Annotated in this window: 21 protein-coding genes; 19 read left to right on the top strand and 2 right to left on the bottom strand. The window is 41.6% G+C overall.

What is annotated here, in order from left to right:
* Positions 1-4: 4 nt before the first annotated feature.
* Entirely contained in the window at positions 5-1,006 is a 1,002-nt protein-coding gene (gene pseB, locus KQP93_RS12760) for a UDP-N-acetylglucosamine 4,6-dehydratase (inverting) (protein ID WP_217874721.1), read from the bottom strand.
* 208 nt (positions 1,007-1,214) lie between these two features.
* Here pseB and KQP93_RS12755 point away from each other — a divergent pair, with 208 nt between their 5' ends.
* The 3 genes from KQP93_RS12755 to KQP93_RS12745 all read left to right on the top strand — a co-directional run bounded on the left by KQP93_RS12755 (position 1,215) and on the right by KQP93_RS12745 (position 4,914).
* Complete coding sequence (locus tag KQP93_RS12755; RefSeq protein ID WP_217874720.1) at positions 1,215-2,000, top strand: flagellin N-terminal helical domain-containing protein; 786 nt, start codon at positions 1,215-1,217, stop codon at positions 1,998-2,000.
* A 52-nt stretch (positions 2,001-2,052) separates the two neighbouring features.
* On the top strand, positions 2,053-3,327 hold the full coding sequence (locus tag KQP93_RS12750) for an MBL fold metallo-hydrolase (protein ID WP_217874719.1): 1,275 nt from the start codon (positions 2,053-2,055) through the stop codon (positions 3,325-3,327).
* Between the two features lie 147 nt (positions 3,328-3,474).
* On the top strand, positions 3,475-4,914 hold the full coding sequence (locus tag KQP93_RS12745; RefSeq protein WP_217874718.1) for a sigma-54 dependent transcriptional regulator: 1,440 nt from the start codon (positions 3,475-3,477) through the stop codon (positions 4,912-4,914).
* Positions 4,915-5,389: 475 nt separating this feature from the next.
* Here the strand turns inward: KQP93_RS12745 and KQP93_RS12740 are convergent, their stop codons facing one another.
* Entirely contained in the window at positions 5,390-5,977 is a 588-nt protein-coding gene (locus tag KQP93_RS12740; RefSeq protein WP_217874717.1) for a DNA-3-methyladenine glycosylase I, read from the bottom strand.
* A gap of 127 nt (positions 5,978-6,104) precedes the next feature.
* On the opposite strand from KQP93_RS12740, the gene KQP93_RS12735 reads away from it, so the two are divergent.
* The 16 genes from KQP93_RS12735 (at position 6,105) to fliR (ending at position 21,390) form a co-directional block, all read left to right on the top strand.
* Positions 6,105-7,217: a sensor histidine kinase gene (locus KQP93_RS12735; protein WP_217874716.1), complete on the top strand. Its 1,113-nt coding sequence runs from the start codon at positions 6,105-6,107 to the stop codon at positions 7,215-7,217.
* A complete protein-coding gene (locus KQP93_RS12730; RefSeq protein WP_175080831.1) occupies positions 7,214-8,617 on the top strand; it encodes a sigma-54-dependent transcriptional regulator in 1,404 nt (467 codons plus the stop codon). Before KQP93_RS12735 ends, KQP93_RS12730 begins: the two co-directional genes overlap by 4 nt.
* Positions 8,618-8,787: 170 nt before the next feature.
* Positions 8,788-9,120, top strand: a complete 333-nt coding sequence (fliE, locus tag KQP93_RS12725; RefSeq protein ID WP_217874715.1) for a flagellar hook-basal body complex protein FliE — start codon at positions 8,788-8,790, stop codon at positions 9,118-9,120.
* Positions 9,121-9,140: 20 nt separating this feature from the next.
* Positions 9,141-10,856 (top strand): flagellar basal-body MS-ring/collar protein FliF, encoded by a 1,716-nt coding sequence (fliF, locus tag KQP93_RS12720; protein WP_054562182.1) that lies wholly within the window; start codon positions 9,141-9,143, stop codon positions 10,854-10,856.
* Entirely contained in the window at positions 10,849-11,889 is a 1,041-nt protein-coding gene (gene fliG, locus KQP93_RS12715; protein WP_130052073.1) for a flagellar motor switch protein FliG, read from the top strand. Before fliF ends, fliG begins: the two co-directional genes overlap by 8 nt.
* 3 nt (positions 11,890-11,892) lie before the next feature.
* On the top strand, positions 11,893-12,711 hold the full coding sequence (gene fliH, locus KQP93_RS12710; RefSeq protein ID WP_217874714.1) for a flagellar assembly protein FliH: 819 nt from the start codon (positions 11,893-11,895) through the stop codon (positions 12,709-12,711).
* Between the two features lie 17 nt (positions 12,712-12,728).
* The gene (gene fliI, locus KQP93_RS12705; protein WP_055197963.1) at positions 12,729-14,063 is read left to right on the top strand and encodes a flagellar protein export ATPase FliI; all 1,335 of its coding nucleotides are present in this window, start codon (positions 12,729-12,731) and stop codon (positions 14,061-14,063) included.
* Positions 14,063-14,518: a flagellar export protein FliJ gene (fliJ, locus tag KQP93_RS12700; protein WP_217874713.1), complete on the top strand. Its 456-nt coding sequence runs from the start codon at positions 14,063-14,065 to the stop codon at positions 14,516-14,518. The genes fliI and fliJ overlap by 1 nt, the downstream gene beginning before the upstream one ends.
* Positions 14,519-14,618: 100 nt before the next feature.
* A complete protein-coding gene (locus tag KQP93_RS12695; RefSeq protein WP_217874712.1) occupies positions 14,619-17,057 on the top strand; it encodes a flagellar hook-length control protein FliK in 2,439 nt (812 codons plus the stop codon).
* A gap of 72 nt (positions 17,058-17,129) precedes the next feature.
* Positions 17,130-17,651 carry a flagellar basal body-associated protein FliL gene (fliL, locus tag KQP93_RS12690; RefSeq protein WP_054562177.1) on the top strand — a complete coding sequence of 174 codons (522 nt, stop codon included), beginning with the start codon at positions 17,130-17,132 and terminating at the stop codon, positions 17,649-17,651.
* Positions 17,652-17,660: 9 nt separating this feature from the next.
* Positions 17,661-18,752 carry a flagellar motor switch protein FliM gene (gene fliM, locus KQP93_RS12685; protein ID WP_054553268.1) on the top strand — a complete coding sequence of 364 codons (1,092 nt, stop codon included), beginning with the start codon at positions 17,661-17,663 and terminating at the stop codon, positions 18,750-18,752.
* Between the two features lie 22 nt (positions 18,753-18,774).
* Positions 18,775-19,176 (top strand): flagellar motor switch protein FliN, encoded by a 402-nt coding sequence (fliN, locus tag KQP93_RS12680; RefSeq protein ID WP_054553267.1) that lies wholly within the window; start codon positions 18,775-18,777, stop codon positions 19,174-19,176.
* Entirely contained in the window at positions 19,173-19,556 is a 384-nt protein-coding gene (fliO, locus tag KQP93_RS12675; protein WP_054553266.1) for a flagellar biosynthetic protein FliO, read from the top strand. Before fliN ends, fliO begins: the two co-directional genes overlap by 4 nt.
* A gap of 4 nt (positions 19,557-19,560) precedes the next feature.
* Positions 19,561-20,301 (top strand): flagellar type III secretion system pore protein FliP, encoded by a 741-nt coding sequence (fliP, locus tag KQP93_RS12670; protein ID WP_175080825.1) that lies wholly within the window; start codon positions 19,561-19,563, stop codon positions 20,299-20,301.
* Between the two features lie 39 nt (positions 20,302-20,340).
* Positions 20,341-20,610 carry a flagellar biosynthesis protein FliQ gene (gene fliQ, locus KQP93_RS12665; protein WP_036970111.1) on the top strand — a complete coding sequence of 90 codons (270 nt, stop codon included), beginning with the start codon at positions 20,341-20,343 and terminating at the stop codon, positions 20,608-20,610.
* Positions 20,611-21,390, top strand: a complete 780-nt coding sequence (gene fliR, locus KQP93_RS12660) for a flagellar biosynthetic protein FliR (protein ID WP_217874711.1) — start codon at positions 20,611-20,613, stop codon at positions 21,388-21,390.
* Positions 21,391-21,393 lie beyond the last annotated feature (3 nt).

Genomic DNA, 21,393 nt, shown 5'->3' with positions numbered 1-21,393 from the left:
AGTATTACAGTAAAGCTTGAACATTAAAGTTTTTAATCTCTTCAATGCTCATATAATCAGGGTTATCAAGTGAGTTATACTCGAATCCTTGCGCTACTTTTTTACCCTTCTCACCAATAGCATTAACTGTAAAGTCGTTACTGCGGCTACTAAATTTAATGCCCGGTGCGATAACAAAATGATCATTGTATTCGTACGTTTCAAAGCATAAGTCGGCCGGGCACATGACCTCATGTAACTTTTCACCTGGGCGAATACCGATAATCTTAATTGGTAAATCAGGGGCCATGGCTTTGGCAAGATCTGTAATGCGAATTGAAGGGATCTTAGGAACGAAAATTTCGCCACCCAGCATTCGCTCAAAATTAGTTAAAACAAAATCAACACCTTGTTGCAGGCTAATCCAAAAGCGAGTCATTTCTTCATGAGTAATCGGAATATGGTCACGACCTTGATCGATAAACTTTTGGAAAATAGGCACTACAGAGCCACGCGAGCACACTACATTACCGTATCTAACTACAGAAAATGTTGTTTTGTGACCGCCTGCAATATTGTTAGCAGCAACAAATAACTTATCTGATGCAAGTTTTGTCGCACCATATAAGTTGATTGGATTCGCCGCTTTATCAGTCGACAGTGCAATGACTTTTTCTACGTTATTATCAAGGGCTGCATCAATGACGTTTTCGGCACCATTAATATTGGTTTTAATGCATTCCATTGGGTTGTATTCAGCGGCAGGAACTTGTTTTAGTGCAGCTGCGTGAATCACATAGTTCACGCCGCGCATGGCACGGCGAAGCCTGTCTTTGTCACGCACATCACCAATGAAATAGCGCATACAAGGTTGGTCAAACTCTTGTTGCATTTCAAACTGTTTGAGTTCGTCGCGTGAAAAAATAATGATCTTTTTAGGTTTATAGCGTTCGAGCAGTGTTTTGACGTATTTTTTACCGAATGAACCGGTACCACCGGTGATTAAAATCGTTTTATTGTCGAACATAGCGTTACCTAAGTAATTTATCATTGGCGTAGTTGTTATGAAAGTGAAGTACGCAAAGTGAGAATTTTGACACAATTCTCAGTAATTTAACTATTAACTAATACACTAGCAAGTCAGATGCCAAGTTAATTTATCTAAACCATGGTACAAAGTACAAAATTTGGCAAATTAAGCTATAATTTAAGCAATCGGTTTGTCGGAGGCCGCCATGAAAATTCAATCACCCAATACTGGGTTTTTAAACCAAACTCAGCAAACGAGTAATAAGCTTGCTGAGCAACTAGCATCAGGTAAAAAAGTAAATTCAGCGGCAGATGATGCCGCTGCATTGCAAATTATTGATAGATTAACATCGCAGCAAGATGGCTACAGTCAAGCAATTAATAATGCGTACGATGGCATTTCTTACTCGCAAGTAACTGAGTCAAATCTATCTGGTGTAAATGATGCCGTTTCTCGCATTCGAGAGCTATCTATTCAAGCGGGTAATGGTGCGCTCACAGATAATGACAGAGCAGCATTACAAGAAGAAGTGTCGCAATTGCAAACGCAAATTTCAGAAACATTCGAAAATGCCACATTCGGTGGTAAGCCTTTATTTGATGGTGAGCAAGTGTCGTTTCAAGTTGGTCCTGATGCCAACACCACTCAATCAGTTACGCCATCTGATGGTAGTATTGCTTCAGTTATTGCGGGGATCGATATTTCTACCCAAGCAGGTGCTCAAGCTGCCATTGATATTAGCGATCAAGCAGCTGAGGAAATTAACACCCAAAGAGCTGAGCTAGGCGCTTTTCAAAATACCTTGGCGAGTACTATAAAAGGTTTAGGTAACCAGCGAGAGAACATTGCTGCGAGCCAAAGCCGAATAGAAGATACTGACTATGCAAAAGCTGTGTCTGATCAAGTAGCTAATGATATTCTATCGCAAGCATCGATTGCCTTACGTGGTCAGGCAAATCGTTCAGCCGAATCTATTTTAGGTCTGCTTTAATACTTTTTTGTTGTAAACTCTTTCCTTTCATAGAAATATTTAAGGAAAGAGTATGAAAGTGAGGTATATCTACAGTGCTTGTATTGAGATCGAAACGCCAGACATCAGAATATTAACAGACCCATGGTTTACTCCAGGCGCCTACGATGGAGCATGGTACCAGTTTCCTGAATTGAAAGAGCCTCTTTCTGTGATAAAGGAGCCTGATGTAATTTATATTTCTCACATTCATCCTGACCATTATGATCCAATATTTATAAAAAAATTATTTGAAAGATATGGTGAAAAACCCGTTTTAATTCCTAGTTTTGAGAAAAATTACCTTTATCATAAAGCGAAAGCTGACGGGATTCGTGTAACGGAAGTCAATGAAATCAAATATGGTGATACCAATATTCATATCATACCGAATGTACATGGCTCAGACTCTGATATAGATTCAGCACTTTTTGTTAATTACAAAGATAAAAATTTACTAAACTTAAACGATTGTATTGAAAGCCCAAAACATGTTTATGAGCTTAAAACTATAATTAATCAATATTGTGATAAGCTTGATTTACTGGCTTTAGGATACACTGGAGCTGGACCATTTCCCCAAACATATTATGAATTATCCGATCCAGAGCTACTAATTAAAGCCGAATTAAAAAAGCAGCAATTCTTTAAGAGATATATAAGCTACACAGAGCATTTTGATTCAACATATCATTTACCATTTGCAGGTAAGTACATGCTTGCAGGAAAGCTTACAGAATTAAATGACTTTAGAGGAGTCGCGGATGCATTTGAAGTGAAATCATTTGATTCTAAAGCGATTGTTCTTGCAGATCATGGTAATGGAGAAATAGATTTAGCATCGGGTCACATTTCAGCTCAAAGGGAGCAACTATACTCCCACCAAGATTATGAAGCTCGTAAAGCAGAGTTAAAAGATAAAAAACTTGATTATGAAAACGAAATTTATGTACCAATAGAGAAAATTAAATTTCGAAAGTTACTTTTTGAAAGTTTAGTTAAGGCAAGAGCAAAATCAGAACTCGCGGAAGATTATTTTTTTGTATTTCATATCCATATTAACGACAAAAAAGTACTAACCTTAGCGCTAAACTGTAATAAGTACTCGGAGGTTGAGCTACTTGAACAGTATGAAGGACTAGAACCTAGAAGTGAGTACCACGTTGATTATAGGCATTTTTTTGGATGTTTAACGGGTTTGTATCATTGGAATAATGCTGAAGTTGCTAGTTTTATTAATGTTCGAAGGGTACCAAATATCCATAATGCAAGAGCTCAGGCATTCTTAAATTTTCTTTCTGTTGCCTAAATCTAGTTACTTAGTATGAAATAAAGCTTACTTCGGCATTTTTTTGGCGTTGATGTCAATAAATTGCCGCTTAGCGCTTGCATCCCTCCTAAACTCGCTTACAATTTAGAAATTAACTAACCTCGTGGTAACTGTGGTTCGCCAATAATGATCTTAATTTTAGACAATAATAATAATCGTGCGATAGGTTTACATGCAGCACTTACCTTCATTGGTGAAACTGCACAATTAGTTGATGAGACTTCATTACAGTCTTTTTGTGAAAAACATCAACAGCAAGAATGCATGGTCATTCTTGGTGCTTTACAGCAGCTAAATCACGAGGCTGTGATCAAACAGTTTCCTGCCATTCCGTTTTTATTAATTGGTGAAACACTCAAACCGTTACTAAGCATTGCAAATGTAGTAGGTTTAATTTGTGAGCCATTTAACCATGATGTAACTACTCAGCTATTGCATGATTGTCAGCAATATCAGCGCATGCTACCGGGTGACCATAAACAAGCTAAATCTAACAAATCATTTGATGGTTTAGTAGGTGAAACCGAAGCTGTAAAAGATGTGCGCTTTTTAATTGAGCAAGTAGCAAAAACCGATGCCAATGTGCTGATCTTAGGTGAGTCAGGCACAGGTAAAGAAGTTGTTGCACGCAACGTTCATTTACTCTCTAAACGCAATACCGGGCCATTTGTGCCGGTAAACTGTGGTGCTATCCCAGGCGAACTACTTGAAAGTGAGCTATTTGGCCATGAAAAGGGTGCCTTTACGGGCGCTATTTCTGCACGCAAAGGGCGTTTTGAATTAGCGCAAGGCGGCACGCTGTTTCTAGATGAAATTGGTGATATGCCTTTGCAAATGCAGGTTAAACTACTGCGTGTGTTGCAAGAGCGTAGCTATGAGCGAGTAGGGGGTACTAAGCCTATTCAAGCAGATGTACGCATTATTGCTGCGACTCACCGCAACCTTGAAGAAATGATTGAAAAGGGCGACTTCCGTGAAGACCTTTTTTATCGCTTAAACGTGTTTCCAATTGAAAATCCTTCGCTTAGTGAGCGTGCCGACGACATTCCTCTGCTTTTAAAAGAGTTAATGCGTCGTGTGAACGAGCAAAGTGGCACAACGGCCAAATTCACTGAGCGTGCGATTCAAAGCTTAAAAGAGCATGCGTGGCCGGGGAATATTCGTGAGCTTGCTAACTTAGTTGAACGCATGGTGATCATGTTCCCTGATAAAGTGGTTGATGTGCCAGACCTACCAGCTAAATATCGTTATATCGAAGTCGAGGCTTATGAGCCTGAGTACCCTGAAGAGTTGATGGAGCGAGATGCTTTCAACGATATTTTCAGTACCGGCTTTAGTGATTATGATGAGGAAGAGCTTGATGTACCAGCAACAACGGCTGACTCAGGTTTATTACCAGATGAAGGAATTGAGCTCAAAGAGTATCTTGCTGAGCTAGAAATTAGCTTAATCAGCCAAGCATTAGAGCGCTATGATTACGTTGTTGCACGTGCAGCAGAAATTTTAGGTGTTCGCCGCACCACACTAGTCGAAAAAATGAAGAAATATAACCTAACGCGTGATTAATAGCCAAGAGCAGGTTTTAGTCGGCAGGTAGTAGGTTTTAGGCAAAAATTAACTAAGTACTATGGTTATGAAGCCTATAGAGTGAGCTTTGTCATTATTTATAGGCGCTAAGCTTGTAGGCACGCTCACCGTCTTTTTTCGGGGTGTGCTGTGGTAATAAATCACTAAAAGCTTTTTGCACAAAGAGAAAACAATGAGGAACAAATGAGAAACCAAGCCCTTTCTTTTAATATTTAAAGCGCAATATTCCTTTAACCTGTTTGTGAATCAGGCTTTTAATACTTTTACCACCAAGGTAATCGAGGTGCTGCGCGCTACACCTAGTAGCCTAGAACCTAAAATTTAACACCTTTATTTTTACCTCATAAGCGCAGCGTCTCTTAGCCTCTTTGTGAATAAATACTTAATTAGATTTTTACCACCGGACGTTGCTTGATGCACTAAGAAGGTAAAAGGCAAGCTTAGCCCTTATCACTTAATAACTATCAATAATCTCTTGTTTTCTAAAGCAATCATTACTGTGGTCGTTAACCATGCCGCAGGCCTGCATGTGGGCATACACCGTAGTCGGGCCCAAAAACTTAAAGCCGCGCTTTTTTAAATCTTTGGCGAATGCTGTTGAGGCTTCAGTAATAGCCGGATAGTCCGCTAATTTATCGAGGTCGTTTACCAGTGGCTTGCCACCCACAAACTGCCATTGGTAGTTTGAGAAACTGCCAAACTCTTTTTGAATTTCAATAAAACGCTGCGCGTTATTGATAGTGGCAGCGATTTTAGCACGATTACGAATAATACCTTCAAACTGCATTAATCGTTCGACGTCGTCTTCGGTCATTTTGGCAACGTCTTCAACAACAAAGTTTTTGAAGGCACTGCGATAGCCATCACGCTTTTTAAGTATGGTATACCAACTCAGTCCCGCTTGTGCTGACTCTAAGGTTATAAATTCAAATAAGCGGTGATCATCATATAATGGCACCCCCCATTCTTGGTCATGATAGGCCACATAATCTTCTTTGCTGGTATCGAGCCATGGGCAACGACAATGGTGTTCTTTTTGCATTATTCCCTCGCGATTGTCATTTTTTTGTCAGTGTTGTTTTGTCTTTAATTTATTGAAATAAAACAAAAATAAATTTGGTACGGATTGTGCATTTAGCTAGGTAGACACGATTTTTTGAGTATCGATTATGGCCTTAGCAAATGTCCTAAAACCACAATTTATCACAGCCAAACAATATAACCCATGCTTACAGCAAGAAGAGTATGTGGGTGAATTGAGTGATCTGCGCCAACAAGCCAGTTGGTTAGGCCACTTGGTTGATACCATGCCTGCGGGTGTGGTGGTTTTAGATGGCCGAGGCATGATCGCAAAAGCCAATCAAATTGCCATTGATATGCTAGGTGAACCCCTTGAAGGTGAAAAGTGGTTTAGCGTTATTCAACGCTCATTTCGACCAAAGCAAGACGATGGACATGAAGTATCACTTAAGGATGGCCGTTTAATAAAGCTTGATATTACTGCGCTTGCTCCAGAGCCAGGGCAGTTAATTTTAATGACAGATTTAACTGAAACCAGACGCTTACAAAAGCGAGTAGCACATATGCAGCGCTTAAGTGCGCTTGGCAAAATGGTCGCTTCGCTTGCTCATCAAGTCAGAACACCGTTATCAGCGGCCATGCTGTATGCCGCAAATTTAGGCTCAAAGCGATTGCCAGAAAGCTCGCGTGGCAACTTTCATACAAAGTTAATGTCGCGTTTAAAAGATTTAGAAACTCAAGTGAACGATATGCTGTTATTTGCCAAAAGTGGTGAGCAACAAGTGGTCGAAAGCGTTTCAATGCAGCAGTTACTTAATGAAGTAAAAGCCGGTGCTGATGCTATGGTTGCGCAAAATAACAGTGAACTAAGCGTGAACTTACCAGAACCTGATATTGAAATTATGGGTAATAAAACGGCTCTGGCGAGTGCTATTCAAAACCTGATCCACAATAGTATTCAAATTATTGGTACTGAGGCTGTGGTAACCCTGAGTGCCGAACGTGACGAAACTAGCGAAAACTGTGTTCGCATCAGTGTCAGTGATAATGGCCCGGGTGTTGATTTACGTCATGCCAACAAATTATTCGAACCTTTTTACACTACCAAAAGCCAAGGCACGGGGCTTGGACTTGCTGTTGTAAGTTCAGTCGCCAATGCGCACCAAGGACGGGTTGAAGTGGCTAATAATGCTCATGGGGGAGCATGTTTTAGTTTGATCTTGCCAATTAGTGCAGAACCAATGTCAGCGGAGGCAAAATGAATACTAACTCTATTTTAGTCGTTGAAGACGACGCAGGCTTACGAGAAGCACTGATTGATACCCTTGAAATGTCGGGTATTGATTGCGTTGCTGCAGATAGCGCCGAACAAGCGATGATCTTGCTTAAGCAAAATAGCTATTCATTGGTTGTTAGTGATGTGCAAATGGGCGCTATGAGCGGCCTTGACCTACTACGTAGCATTAAACTTAATTATCCTGAGCTGCCGGTATTAATGATGACGGCCTATGCCACTATCGATGATGCTGTAGAAGCAATGCGTTTAGGCGCGATTGATTACATGGCAAAACCGTTTGCTCCAGAAGTGCTCCTTAATATGGTTAGCCGTTATTTGCCTGAAAAAGAAAAAGAAACCGATGGTCCAATCGTTGCCGATCCATCAAGCATTAAGCTATTAGAGCTCGCGAGCAAAGTTGCCCGCTCAGATGCCAGTGTCATGGTACTCGGCCCAAGTGGCTCGGGTAAAGAAGTGTTGGCTCGTTTTATCCACGATAAATCAAATCGTAGCGATGCTCCCTTTGTGGCTATTAACTGTGCTGCTATTCCTGAAAACATGCTTGAAGCAACCTTATTCGGTTACGAAAAAGGGGCGTTTACCGGCGCTATTCAAGCTTGCCCGGGTAAATTTGAGCAAGCTCAAGGTGGTACCATCTTACTTGATGAAATTACTGAGATGGATTTAGGCTTACAAGCTAAATTACTGCGTGTACTTCAAGAGCGCGAAGTAGAGCGCTTAGGCGGTCGTAAAACCATAGAGCTTGATGTTCGCGTTCTAGCTACAAGTAACCGAGATTTGAAAGAAGCGGTGAGCGAAAATCTATTTAGAGAAGATTTATATTATCGCTTAAATGTATTCCCGCTATTGTGGAAACCATTAGCCGAGCGTCCTGGCGACATTATTGTATTGGCTGAGCATTTAATAGAGCGTCATTGCCTGAAAAGTAAAGAGCCTATAGCTCAACTAAGTGAGGGTGCGAAACAAAAGCTGCTATCGCATGCTTGGCCAGGTAACGTACGAGAGCTTGATAACGTTATGCAACGGGCATTGATATTATGTGATGGTAATAGTATTCATCAAGATGATGTCTTTATTGAAGAGTTGCTTACGGTGGATATCAAGCCAGTCGCTACGCCACCACACAACGCTCCGGTATATCAAGAACAGCCTGTTGAAGTTAATTTAGATACCGTGCCACAAGTGAGTGAGCAAGGTAATTACAAAGACGAGCTGAAAGACAAAGAGCATCGTATTATTTTAGAAACCTTAGCTCGCTGTAATGGTAAGCGTAAAGAGGTTGCAGAAACCTTAGGTATTAGTCCTCGCACGTTACGTTATAAACTGGCGCAAATGCGAGACTTGGGTATCGCCTTACCTGCATAAACTCCTTCCAAAAAGTTACTCAAGCAAGCTCACATTTTTGTGAGCTTGTTTGCTGTCAAAACTCTGACATGCAAAATTAATGGTTCAAGCTATTGAATTTGCTTGTTTTATTTTGTGGCACGGTTTGTGCTTTATCAGTGCATAAGTAAACTGCATTGTCAGAGAGTATTATGAAAGTTCAAAACAGCGCATTATTTCAAGAAATGCAAGCTATGGCTTCAGAAGTAGGCCGTAGTAACTCAATTAATAATTTACCAACACAAACTCAGCCAACATCGTCGGCACAGTTTGGTGATTTACTTACCAATGCACTTGATACAGTGAATGGCTTACAAAAAGACGCTAAGCAAAAAGTAACAGCAGTGGAAATGGGCGATCGCAGTGTTTCTTTAGCTGACGTAATGATTGCTTCGCAAAAATCATCAGTCGCTTTTGAAGCTACGGTGCAAGTTCGAAATAAACTTGTTGAAGCTTATAAAGAAATCATGAACATGCCTGTGTAACTAGGTAGTGGAGAATTATTGTGGCGCAATCTAATCAATCAACTGATCTAGCCTTAGCAGGCGGCGGTATCGACTCAACCGATACTGATGATCAACAAGAGCAAAAGTCAGGCTACCTAAGTGCCTTAAACGGTGTAGATGTTTTACGCCAGGTTACTTTAGTGATCGCTTTGGCAATCTGTTTGGCTATCGCAATTTTTATTATTATTTGGGCTCGTCAACCAGATATGCGTCCGCTTGGCAAAATGCCAACGGAAGAGCTTATTCAAACGCTGGACTTTTTAGACGCTCAAAAGATTGATTACGAACTTGATGGTAACGTCATCTCTGTTGAAGAAGGTGAATACCAAAACATTAAATTATTGATGGCTCGTGAAGGCCTGGAGCAAGCGCCAAGCTCAGGTACTGACATCATCATGCAAGACATGGGGTTTGGTGTTAGCCAACGCCTTGAACGTGAACGTTTAAAACATGGTCGTGAGCAACAGCTTGCACGTACCATCGAAGAGCTAAAAAATGTTACTCGCGCCAAAGTACTTTTAGCTATTCCAAAAGAAAACGTATTTGCTCGTCGTGAAAAACAACCTTCAGCGACGGTAGTGCTTACCTTAAAACGCGGTCGTACACTTGACGGTGAAGAAGTTGACTCAGTAGTTGATATTGTTGCCTCAGCAGTCCAAGGTTTATCGCCAGAGCGTGTTACTGTTACCGATCAAAATGGTCGCTTACTTAATTCAGGTTCACAAAACTCACTTGCTGCTCGCTCTCGTAAAGAGTATGAGATTGAACGTAAGCGTGAAGAAGAGTACTTAAATAAAATCGATAGCATCCTTATTCCAGTTGTAGGCTTAGGTAACTATACCGCGCAAGTCGATTTAAACATGGATTTTAGTGCAGTCGAAGAAACACAAAAACGTTATAACCCAGACTTACCAGCAGTGCGCAGTGAAACCACGTTCGAAGAAAACAACATCGGTGGTCTTGCAGTGGGCATTCCTGGTGCGCTAACGAATCAGCCGCCAGTTAACTCTAATATTCCAGAAATTGCAGGCCAAGGTGGAGCAGGCTCAGCAACGAACCCAAGTCGTTCGCATAAAGAAGCAACACGTAACTATGAGCTTGATACAACAATTTCGCATAAGCGTCAGCAAACCGGTGTTATTCGTCGTATCAGTGTTTCAGTTGCCGTTGATTATGTACCGCAGGTGGGTGAAAATGGTGAAACAACCATGGTTCCTCGCTCTGTAGAAGCATTGTCAAATATTCGTCGTTTATTACAAGGCGGTGTTGGTTTTGATATGCAGCGTGGTGATGCACTTGAGGTTGTCACAGTGCCATTTGTTCGTGAAGATGCTGGTGAAGCGATTGAAGTTCCACTTTGGGAGCAAGATTGGTTCATGAAGATGCTACGCTTAGCATTAGGTGCACTGGTTATCATCGTACTGATTGTCTTTGTAGTAAGACCTATGCTGAAACGTCTAATTTACCCAGACGATACACTAGAAGAATACGATGAAGATGCATTAAGTGCCGGTGTAGATATTGGTGATAGCACGCTAGATATGCTAAATAAAGACTTTGACTCTGCTGCTGTAGGATTCTCAAGTGATGGTACACTACAGCTGCCAGACTTACATGGCGATGAAGATTTACTCAAAGCAGTTCGTGCATTGGTTGCAAATGAACCAGAACTGTCTTCTCAAGTAGTGAAAGCGTGGTTAACAGAAGATGACTGATCAAGAACAAAAACAACTACCACCGGCGTTTGATGTTGATAAATTAGACGGTGTGGATAAGGCGGCAATCTTATTGCTGAGCTTATCAGAAGAAGATGCTGCGCAAATCCTTAAGCACTTAGAGCCAAAGCAAGTGCAAAAAGTGGGTATGGCAATGGCTGCGCTAGATGATTTATCGCAAGCGAAAATTAGCGCAGTTCATAATTTGTTTATTGAGCAAATTCAAAGCTTCAGTACCATTGGCTTCCAGTCTGAAGACTTTATCAAAAAAGCCCTTACAGCAGCGCTTGGTGAAGACAAGGCAGCCAGCCTTATTGACCAAATTGTTATGGGCTCAGGAGCGAAAGGTCTTGATTCATTGAAGTGGATGGATTCAAAGCAAGTGGCGAATATCATTCGCAACGAGCACCCGCAAATTCAAACCATTGTTTTATCCTATTTAGAGCCAGAGCAATCAGCGGAAATCTTGTCGCAATTCCCAGAAAAAGTGCGCTTAGATTTAACCATGCGTATTGCTAACCTTGAAGAAGTTCAACCAGCAGCATTGCAAGAGTTGAATGAAATCATGGAGAAACAGTTCGCAGGTCAAGCTGGTGCGCAAGCTGCGAAAATGGGGGGCTTGAAAGCGGCTGCTGATATCATGAACTACCTAGATACCAATGTTGAAGGTCAGTTAATGGATTCAATCCGTGAACACGATGAAGAGATGTCACAGCAAATCCAAGACCTTATGTTTGTCTTTGAGAACTTAATGGATGTTGAAGACCGTGGTATTCAAGCGATCCTTCGTGAAGTACAGCAAGATGTATTAATGAAAGCAATTAAAGGTACTGACGAAGCATTAAAAGAGAAGATTTTAAGTAACATGTCTAAACGTGCTGCTGAATTACTCGCTGATGATCTTGAGGCAATGGGCCCTGTTCGTATTAGTGAAGTAGAAGCGGCACAGAAAGAAATTCTTTCTACGGCACGTCGTTTAGCTGACTCAGGCGAAATTATGCTTGGTGGCGGTGGTGGTGAGGAGTTCCTGTAAGCCATGAGTACGTCTTCATTTCATACAGGACGCCCAGTGCATGCCAGTGAAGCAGCCGATGAATTATTGGAAAACTGGCCAATTCCTGAAGTGACGCAAGATACAACAAAACTCGCCGGACGCTCAACGGCGTATGGCACGCCTTTAGCTGACTTATATCGTAAAGAGCAGCAAAAGCAGCAGGCCGAACAGCAGCCAGAAGAGCCTGAAATTCCGTCATTGACCATGGCTGAGCTTGAAAAAATCCGTCAAGACGCCTATGAAGAAGGGCTAAAGCAAGGCCATGAGCAAGGCTATATAGATGGTTTTGAAAAAGGCGCACATGAGGGAAAAGAAGCTGGCTTTAAAGAAGGTGTTGAGCTTGGTAAGGAGCAAGGCCAAGAAGAAATAAAGCCAATTTTAGAAGAGCAGCTGACCAACTTAAGAAGCTTACTTGATAGCCTTTCTCAACCATTATCTAAAGTCGATGAAAGTGCCGAAAAGCAGTTAGTGCAGTTAGCTGTGATGTTAACTGAAGTTTTAGTTTACCAAGAAATTAAAACCTCACCAGAAGTCATTTTACATGCTTTGAAGCAAGCTATTGATGCGTTAGGTGAAGAGCAAGCGAAAGTACGTATTCACTTACATCCTGATGATATTACTTTAATTACCGAAAGTTATGGCGAACAAACTATCGCAGATAACCATTGGCAGTTAGTTGCAGAACCGACTTTAGAACGGGGTGGCTGCGAAATTAAAACCCCGCAATCATCCCTCGACATGACAATAAAAACCCGCGTCAAAGAAACGTTGGAAAACTTTTTGCATAGCAGTGGTATCTAACACTTTTTAGGCTTATTATGAGTGCTCAATCAATGACACTTAGCGAACGCTTACAGCGCTATGAAAAAAATATCAAGGCCCCAAAACCAGCTGTTGCCGGTATTTTGACGCGTGTCGTTGGTTTAACGCTAGAAGCAAAAGGGCTTAGAGCACCTGTTGGCAGTCAATGTAAAATTGAAACCATTAACGGCTTTGTTGATGCTGAAGTCGTTGGTTTCAATGACCAAACACTTTACTTAATGCCAAATGATCATATCTCTGGCGTATTGCCTGGTGCACGAGTTATCCCAAAACTAAACGAAACAGGGTTGCCTGTTGGCATGAGTTTACTTGGCCGCGTAGTGGATGGCCTAGGTCGGCCACTTGATGGCTTAGGTGCCATTAATGCTGAGCATCACTTAAAGTTTGCGCAAAACTCAATTAACCCTCTTGCAAGACGACCAATTAGTCAACCGATGGATGTAGGTGTAAGAGCCATCAACTCCGTTATTACCGTAGGTCAAGGACAGCGTATGGGTCTGTTTGCAGGCTCTGGTGTCGGTAAATCAGTATTACTGGGTATGATGACTCGCGGCTCTGAAGCAGATGTAATTGTGGTAGGTCTTGTGGGTGAACGTGGTCGTGAGGTAAAAGAGTTCATTGAAGAAATTTTAGGTGTTGAAGGGCGTAAGCGCTCAGTGGTGGTTGCAGCTCCTGCGGATGCTTCACCATTAATGCGTTTAAAAGGCTGTGAAAGTGCAGTGACCATTGCGGAATACTTTCGCGATCAAGGTCTTAACGTATTGTTATTACTTGACTCCGTTACCCGTTATGCCATGGCGCAACGTGAAATTGCCTTAGCAGTTGGCGAGCCTCCTGCGACTAAGGGGTATCCGCCTTCAGTATTTGCTAAACTGCCTGCGCTGGTGGAACGTGCCGGTAATGGTGGTGAAGGGCAAGGTTCAATCACCGCGTTTTTCACTGTGCTTAGTGAAGGGGATGATATGCAAGATCCAATTGCTGACTCTGCTCGCGCTATATTAGATGGCCACATTGTTTTATCTCGAGATTTAGCTGACAGTGGTCATTATCCGGCTATTGATATCGAAAAATCGATTTCTCGTGTTATGCCACAAGTTGTATCTGAAGCGCATATGCAACAAGCTCGTGTGCTAAAACAAGTGTATTCAATGTACCAACAGAACAAAGATATGATCACACTAGGTGCGTACCAAAAAGGCACCGACCCTATGCTTGACCAAGCAATTAATATGATGCCACGTGTGAATCAATTCCTTCAGCAAGGCATGAAAGATGTGATCAGTTATGATGATGGTCTACAAGGTCTTGCGCAGTTATTAGGACAAGGTTAATGGCTCAAAGTAAACTTGATTTATTGCTAAAGCTTGAGAGCGATAAAGAAGAATCTTTACGCATGGATTATTTAAAAGCCCAGCAGCACTTACAAAGTAATCAACAAAAACTGCAAGGGCTGAATAACTTTCGCATGGAGTATTCTCAGCAATTGCATTTGAAAGGTCGCTCTGGTTTGTCTAGTGCTGGGTTTAGTCAATATCATGCCTTTATCGCAAAAATTGAAGAAGCGATACGCCAGCAAGCCAGCACAGTGAATACTGCAAAACAGGTTGTTACGCAGCGCAAAGCATTGTGGTTAAAACAGCAAGTGAAAGCAAAAGCAGTGGCGAAATTAATCGAAAAGCAAGCTGAAAAACAAGCAATGCAAGTGGCTAAAGCGGAGCAAAAAATGCTGGATGAGTTCGCTTCAAATCAGTTTTATCAACGTCAACTTAAAAACGCACATCTCTAAAATACTATCTTTTTTAGGCATGTTAATTGCATTTACCTAACCAGTAGCATTAATTTTGGCACTTGCGGCGGCAAATTGCCTCTTTAGTTTTAGGTGAATTATGGCGATCAGTGATATCAATTTGCAGGTTAAAACTGAGCAAGGTACTGGTTTTTCAGGCAAAGACTCAGAGTCTAGCGACAAAACATCGGGCTTAAGTTTTTTAACTTCACTTACAGAAGCAAGTGAAGCGGCAAACGCGCAAGCAAATACCACCCCTCAAACAAAAAGTGATGCAGATACTCATTTTGTTGATGAAACTAAAGCTATCAGTATTTCTGAAGAGCCTAAATCAGATGCCAAATTAGGTGATGAAAACACAACTGCTGATGCTAAAGTTGCAACTGCTACCACGTCTACAGAGCAGCAATCTAAAACAAGTCCAGATATTCGTAATGAAGCTGTAACTAAAGAGCAAAGCGATGAACTTGCTCTTGTAGAAGATGAAGAAAACTCACTGCTTTCGCAAATTAATGCGGCTCAAGCTATGAGTACACGTGTTAATAAATTGATTGAAAATAATGACTTTAGCCCAGTAGTTGTTGATAAAAAACCAACCCCAATCGATACCATTACACCTGTTATACCTTCACCGATGACAGACGTTGCACAAACCGATGATTCAAAAGCCGACGCGGAAGGCGACAATTCAATAGCAAGCTTATTACATAAGTCTAAAGTTGCGACAGCGGTAGATAGCCAGCTAAAAGCGATTGGCGATTTACCACCAAAAGATAGCGTGACTCCGATTGTTGATGGTCCATTAACAGACAAAGAAAAGCAGGGTGTTTCAGCTGTTAATACACCGGATACAAAGCCTCAAGTAGCTAACTTTGCCAGTTCAACACAAGCAACTGACAACAAAGAAACCACAGTTGATGTAGACGCTCTGTTAAATAGCGCTCAGAAACAGGCTGTGAATTCAGACGCTACAAAAACATCTGAAGGCAAAGAACTTGGGGCAAATGAGACAAGTAAAACTGTTTTAAATAAGGTGGTTGCAGATTTAAATAGCGATGCTCAAGTAGATACAAAAACAGCTGAAGTTAATTCAAAACAAACACAAAGCTACACTGACAAAACGGCAGCAAATTTCAGTGCTGAGCAAAGCATTGCTAAAAACATTGAAGCTGGCACGGCAAAAATGGCAGATAAACCAGCTGACGCAGCTGCCAAAATTGATCAAGCCGTAACAGAAAAACCAGTTTTAGATAAACCAGTAACAGATAAGTCAATCGTTAGCTTGCTGGCCAAAGTACAAAGTGGCGATGGGCAGGCTGTAAGTGAGTTCGCTAAAGGTTTATCGCTAACCTCTGAGCAACAAAAGCAACTTGAGCAACAAATAAATCAACTTAAAGCTGATAATAAGCTCGGTGCTGATGAGGTGGCAACAATCAAGTTGCTATTGACTGATGTGAACAGTAGTAAGCCTACAACGCAAGCTGCACAGAGTCCTGTATCACAACTTGCTGTAGAGCAAGACATTGCTGAAGAAAGCCAGGCAAAACAAGATGCTAAATTAGCTGACAATAAGGCTCTCGATAACAAATTACCTACAGGTGTAGAAAAGCAAATCACGGCGCTGACTAAGGATGAGCAGCAAGCATTGTTAAACAAAGTGAACACTCAGCTGCAAACGTTAACGCCGGGCACTGCTCAGTACGAAAAATTGGCTGCAGCTCAAACTGTGCTGACAGAGGCTATAAATGCCCCTGCAACAGCCAGTACTGCGATGCCAGTAACCGCAGCAACAGTTAATGTTGAAAATAATAAAGCGAAACAAAATAATACCGCGCAAATTACAGCCGATGTGACAAAAGTAGTTGCTAGTGAAGAAGTAACCACAGAGCTTGATACAAAAATTAATACAGAACGTACACAGGAAACTGTTACTGTGCGTGTAGCTCAATTATTTACCCAGCTAACGACTCAAGCAAATGCAACAACACAACCAGGTGCCTATGAGATGGCTCATCAGCAATATGAGCAAGCACTAGACGTACAAACAATGCATACACAAACAACTGCGCAAACTCAGACTCAATCTAAATCAGTGAATGTTGACCCTGGTGTAATGCAAGCGATTAATATCATAAAAAGTGATGCTGCAAAGATGCTTCAAGAGCGAGTTAGCGCGTTACTAAATATTAATAATAAAGAAGCTGAAATTCGCTTAGATCCGCCAGAAATGGGCAGTATGCAAATTCGTATACGTAGCGATGCGGAGCAAGCTCAAATTAATTTTGTTGTTCAAAATCAGCAGGCTAAAGAAGCTTTAGAGCAATCAATGCCACGTTTACGAGAAATGCTTGCACAGCAAGGTATTGAACTTGGTGAAAGTAGTATTCAGCAGGGTAACCCTGAGCAACAACAAGAGCAGTCTGGGCAAGGTCAGCTTGCTGGAAATCAACAAGCTGAGGAGCAGCAGCCAGAAGTAACAGCACAAAGCGCAGAAACTTCTCGACAACAATCTTCATCATCAATAGATTACTATGCATAAGTCCTGCTATTATAAGAAATAAAATAGTTACAGCGCGATAAACAGCTTGCTGTAACTTTGAGGGAAGTGACAATGGCCGAAGAAGCAAATTTAGAAATAGAAGATACGGGTAAAGGCAAAAAGAAGCTGATTATCATCATTGCAGCTGTAGTGTTGATTGCTGGTGCTGCTGCGGGTTACTTTTTATTTATGGGAGATGATGCCCCTGAAGAAAGCCTAGCAGATGAAACCACAGTGACAGAGGCTGCTGCACCATCTAGCTCTGCACAGATTGGTTCGGCTCTGTATGTCGCAATGCCACGCCCATTTGTATTTAATGTACCCGGTGCTAGTCGCGACCGAATTGTACAAATAAAAGTTCAGCTACTTGTTCGCGGTGAAGTGAACGAAGAAACTGCCAAAAAGCATATTCCACTTATCGAAAGTACCTTACTTGGCGTTCTTTCAACAACGACCGCAGATGAATTAGGTACCAGTGAAGGTAAAGAGTCAGTACGTGTTGCTGCACTTGAAAAAGTACAATCAGCATTAAGTGATGTTGAAGGTAGCAAAGTGATAGAGCGGGTATTATTTACCGGCTTTGTGATGCAATAAGGGGTCAGCGTGAGCGATTTATTATCTCAAGACGAAATTGATGCGCTCTTACATGGCGTTGATGAAGTCGAAGAGGAAGATATTCACGAAGGTGATGACTTAGACAGTAATACCTTACAGTATGACTTCTCATCACAAGATCGTATTGTTCGGGGTCGTATGCCGACCTTGGAGATCGTGAATGAACGTTTTGCCCGTCATATGCGAATTAGCCTATTTAACATGATGCGCCGCACCGCTGAGGTGTCGATTAACGGCGTACAAATGATTAAATTTGGCGAATATATTCATACCTTATTCGTGCCAACTAGTTTGAACATGGTACGTTTTCGTCCGTTGAAGGGCACCGGCCTAATTACCATGGAAGCCCGATTAGTATTCATTTTAGTGGATAACTTTTTTGGTGGTGATGGCCGCTATCATGCAAAAATAGAAGGCCGTGAATTTACCCCAACAGAACGCCGTATTGTTCAAATGCTGCTTAAAATCATCTTCGAAGATTATAAAGAAGCATGGGCGCCGGTAATGGATGTGTCTTTTGAGTACCTTGACTCAGAAGTTAACCCAGCGATGGCTAACATCGTAAGTCCAACTGAAGTGGTTGTTATTAGCTCTTTCCATATTGAGCTAGATGGTGGTGGCGGTGATTTCCATATCGCATTACCTTATTCAATGCTTGAGCCAATCCGTGAATTACTCGATGCGGGTGTGCAATCCGACACCGAAGACACTGACTTACGTTGGAGTAAAGCATTACGTGATGAGATCATGGATGTTGAGGTCGATTTATCGACTCAATTGCTTGAGGTTGATCTAACGCTACAACAGATTATGGAGCTTAAAGCTGGCGATATTATCCCTGTTGAAATGCCAGAACATATCACCGTATTTGTAGAAGAATTGCCGACCTTTAGAGCGAAAATGGGCCGCTCTCGTGACAATGTGGCACTACAAATTAGCGAAAAAATTAAACGCCCTGAATCAGTTAAGTCAGAACTACATGTGTTCACAAAAGGTGGCAAAAAACTGGATTCAGATGCAGAATTAGCAGAACTAGAAGAAGATCTACATCTATCTGAAGGTGTAGATTTAGACTGGTAGTCGATTTATAAGGTTAAACATAATGAGTGATGATCAAGATACAATGGACGAATGGGCTGCGGCACTAGCCGAAGCTGAAGAAGCTGAGGGTGGCTCAGGTGATGCTGCTGTAGCGGAGCTTGATGAGTTAAAAGATGAAAGACATGAGCTGTCTGGCGACGAAAAACGTAAACTTGATACCATCTTGGACATTCCAGTTACTATTTCGATGGAAGTGGGTCGTTCAAAAATCAACATTCGTAACTTATTACAGCTTAACCAAGGTTCAGTGGTAGAACTAGACCGAGTCGCTGGTGAGCCACTTGATGTATTGGTTAATGGCACCCTGATTGCGCATGGTGAGGTGGTTGTCGTAAACGATAAGTTCGGTATTCGTTTAACGGACGTTATCAGCCAAGTTGAGCGTATTAAAAAGTTACGATGAATGCTTTAGTCGCTTTAACAAGTGCGTCGAGCACTGCATTTCCTACGGCATCACCGACGGCAGATTTACTGTCTATGGTGATGTCTTTGCTTTTAGTGCTGGTGGTTATTATTGCTTTGGCTTTTTTGGTTAAAAAACTAAATCCAAATCTTGCTAATAGTGATGAATTTAAAGTAGTGCGCAGTTTGCCTTTAGGCTCTCGTGAGCGCTTGATGGTCATTGAAATCGATAACGCTCAGCACTTAATTGGTGTGACCCCGCATAGTATTAACTACCTGCATAAACTAGAAACACCATTACAAGAAAAAGAACTGCCAGAACTTGCCAAAAAATTTGGTAAGTTGCTGAACCCACAATCACCTTCAAATAAAAAGAATTAACGCTATGATCAAGTGGATACTTATTTTAGCAAGTGTGTTGTTTTTGCCGTCGGTTAACGCTGAAGGCATAGAAGCACTGACCATTACCACCAACCCTGATGGCTCTCAAGATTACTCCGTAACGCTACAAGTGTTAGCGATTATGACGGCGCTGAGTTTTATTCCGGCAGCGGTCATTATGATGACTTCATTTACACGGATTATTGTGGTTCTGGCGATATTACGCCAAGCAATAGGCTTACAACAAACACCATCGAATCAAATTTTGTTAGGCATGTCGCTGTTTTTGAGTATTTTTATTATGGCGCCAATTTATCAGCAGGTGAATGAGCGTGCCATTGAGCCGTATTTGAATGAACAAGTTACCTCAGTGCAAGCATTAGAACTTGCCAAAGAGCCAATGAAAGCGTTTATGCTCTCGCAAGTTCGTATAAAAGATTTAGAGACCTTTGCGAAAATAGCGGGTTATGAGCAATTAGATTCGCCAGAAGACACGCCGTTGATTGTATTGATCCCCGCGTTTGTTACCAGCGAATTGCAAACGGCCTTTATTATTGGTTTTATGTTTTTTATTCCATTTTTGATTGTGGATTTAGTCGTTGCTTCCGTATTAATGGCCATGGGTATGATGATGCTTTCGCCGATGATTGTATCTTTGCCGTTTAAGATTATGCTGTTTGTATTAGTAGATGGTTGGGGTCTTGTGATGGGCACACTGGCGAAGAGCTTTGGACTCGGGGTGTAACAATGCATTTTAAGGCATTCTTTAGGTAGGGGAGACAAAATGGAACCAGAAATTTTTGTCGATATACTCAGTGACGCACTATTTTTAGTCATAAAGTTAGTGTCTGCAATTGTAGTACCAGGCTTATTGGTTGGTCTTGTAGTGGCAGTTTTCCAAGCGGCAACATCTATCAATGAGCAAACCTTAAGCTTTTTACCTCGTTTGCTAATTACCATAAGTGCATTGATATTAGGCGGTCATTGGTTCACACAAGAGCTTATGGACTATTTTACTCGCTTAGTGATGTCGATACCGGAGATTGCAGGTTAAATGGAGTTTCCATTTACTGTGGTAATTCAATGGCTTAGTGATTTTTTACTGCCATTGGTGCGTATTAGCTCCATGATTATGATTATGGCAGGCTTGGGTGCGAAGAATGTACCAACACGAATTAAACTTGGTTTAGCTGTAGTTGTAACCTTTGTTGCTGTACCTATGCTGCCACAAGCAACATTCAACAACTTATTTTCGTTTGAAATGATTCTCGTGGTCATTCAGCAAATGCTTATTGGTGTGGCTATAGGCTTTGCTTCAGTTCTATTACTCAATACCTTTGTTCTTGCTGGGCAAATACTCGCGATGCAAACAGGTCTTGGTTTTGCATCCGTTGTTGACCCATCGAATGGTATGAATGTTCCTGCAGTTGGTCAGTTTTATTTAATCTTGGCTACCTTACTATTTTTCGTTTTTAATGGTCATTTAATGATGATTCAAATGGTCATTCATAGCTTTGAAGTGCTACCAATTGATGGCAATTGGTGGGCGGTTGACCATTACTGGGATATCGTCACTTGGGGCGGTTGGATGTTCACCACAGCCTTGGTGCTTGCTTTGGCACCATTGACAGCTATGCTGGTGATTAACATGTCGTTCGGTGTAATGACCCGTGCTGCACCACAGTTAAATATCTTTTCGATAGGTTTTCCGTTTACCTTAGTGGCTGGTCTTGTAATCATATGGGCGACGTTAGGTAACTTCATGACTCAATTTGAGTTTCAGTGGTTAAAAATGGTTGAGTTAATGTGCAGCCTTGTCGGTTGTACACCTTAGGAG

Origin of the sequence: Pseudoalteromonas shioyasakiensis (assembly GCF_019134595.1) — a bacterium.
GTDB classification, from domain to species: Bacteria; Pseudomonadota; Gammaproteobacteria; order Enterobacterales; family Alteromonadaceae; genus Pseudoalteromonas; species Pseudoalteromonas shioyasakiensis_A.
The sequence above is the reverse complement of the archived record's forward strand: the minus strand, read 5'-3'. Positions and strand labels throughout refer to the sequence as shown.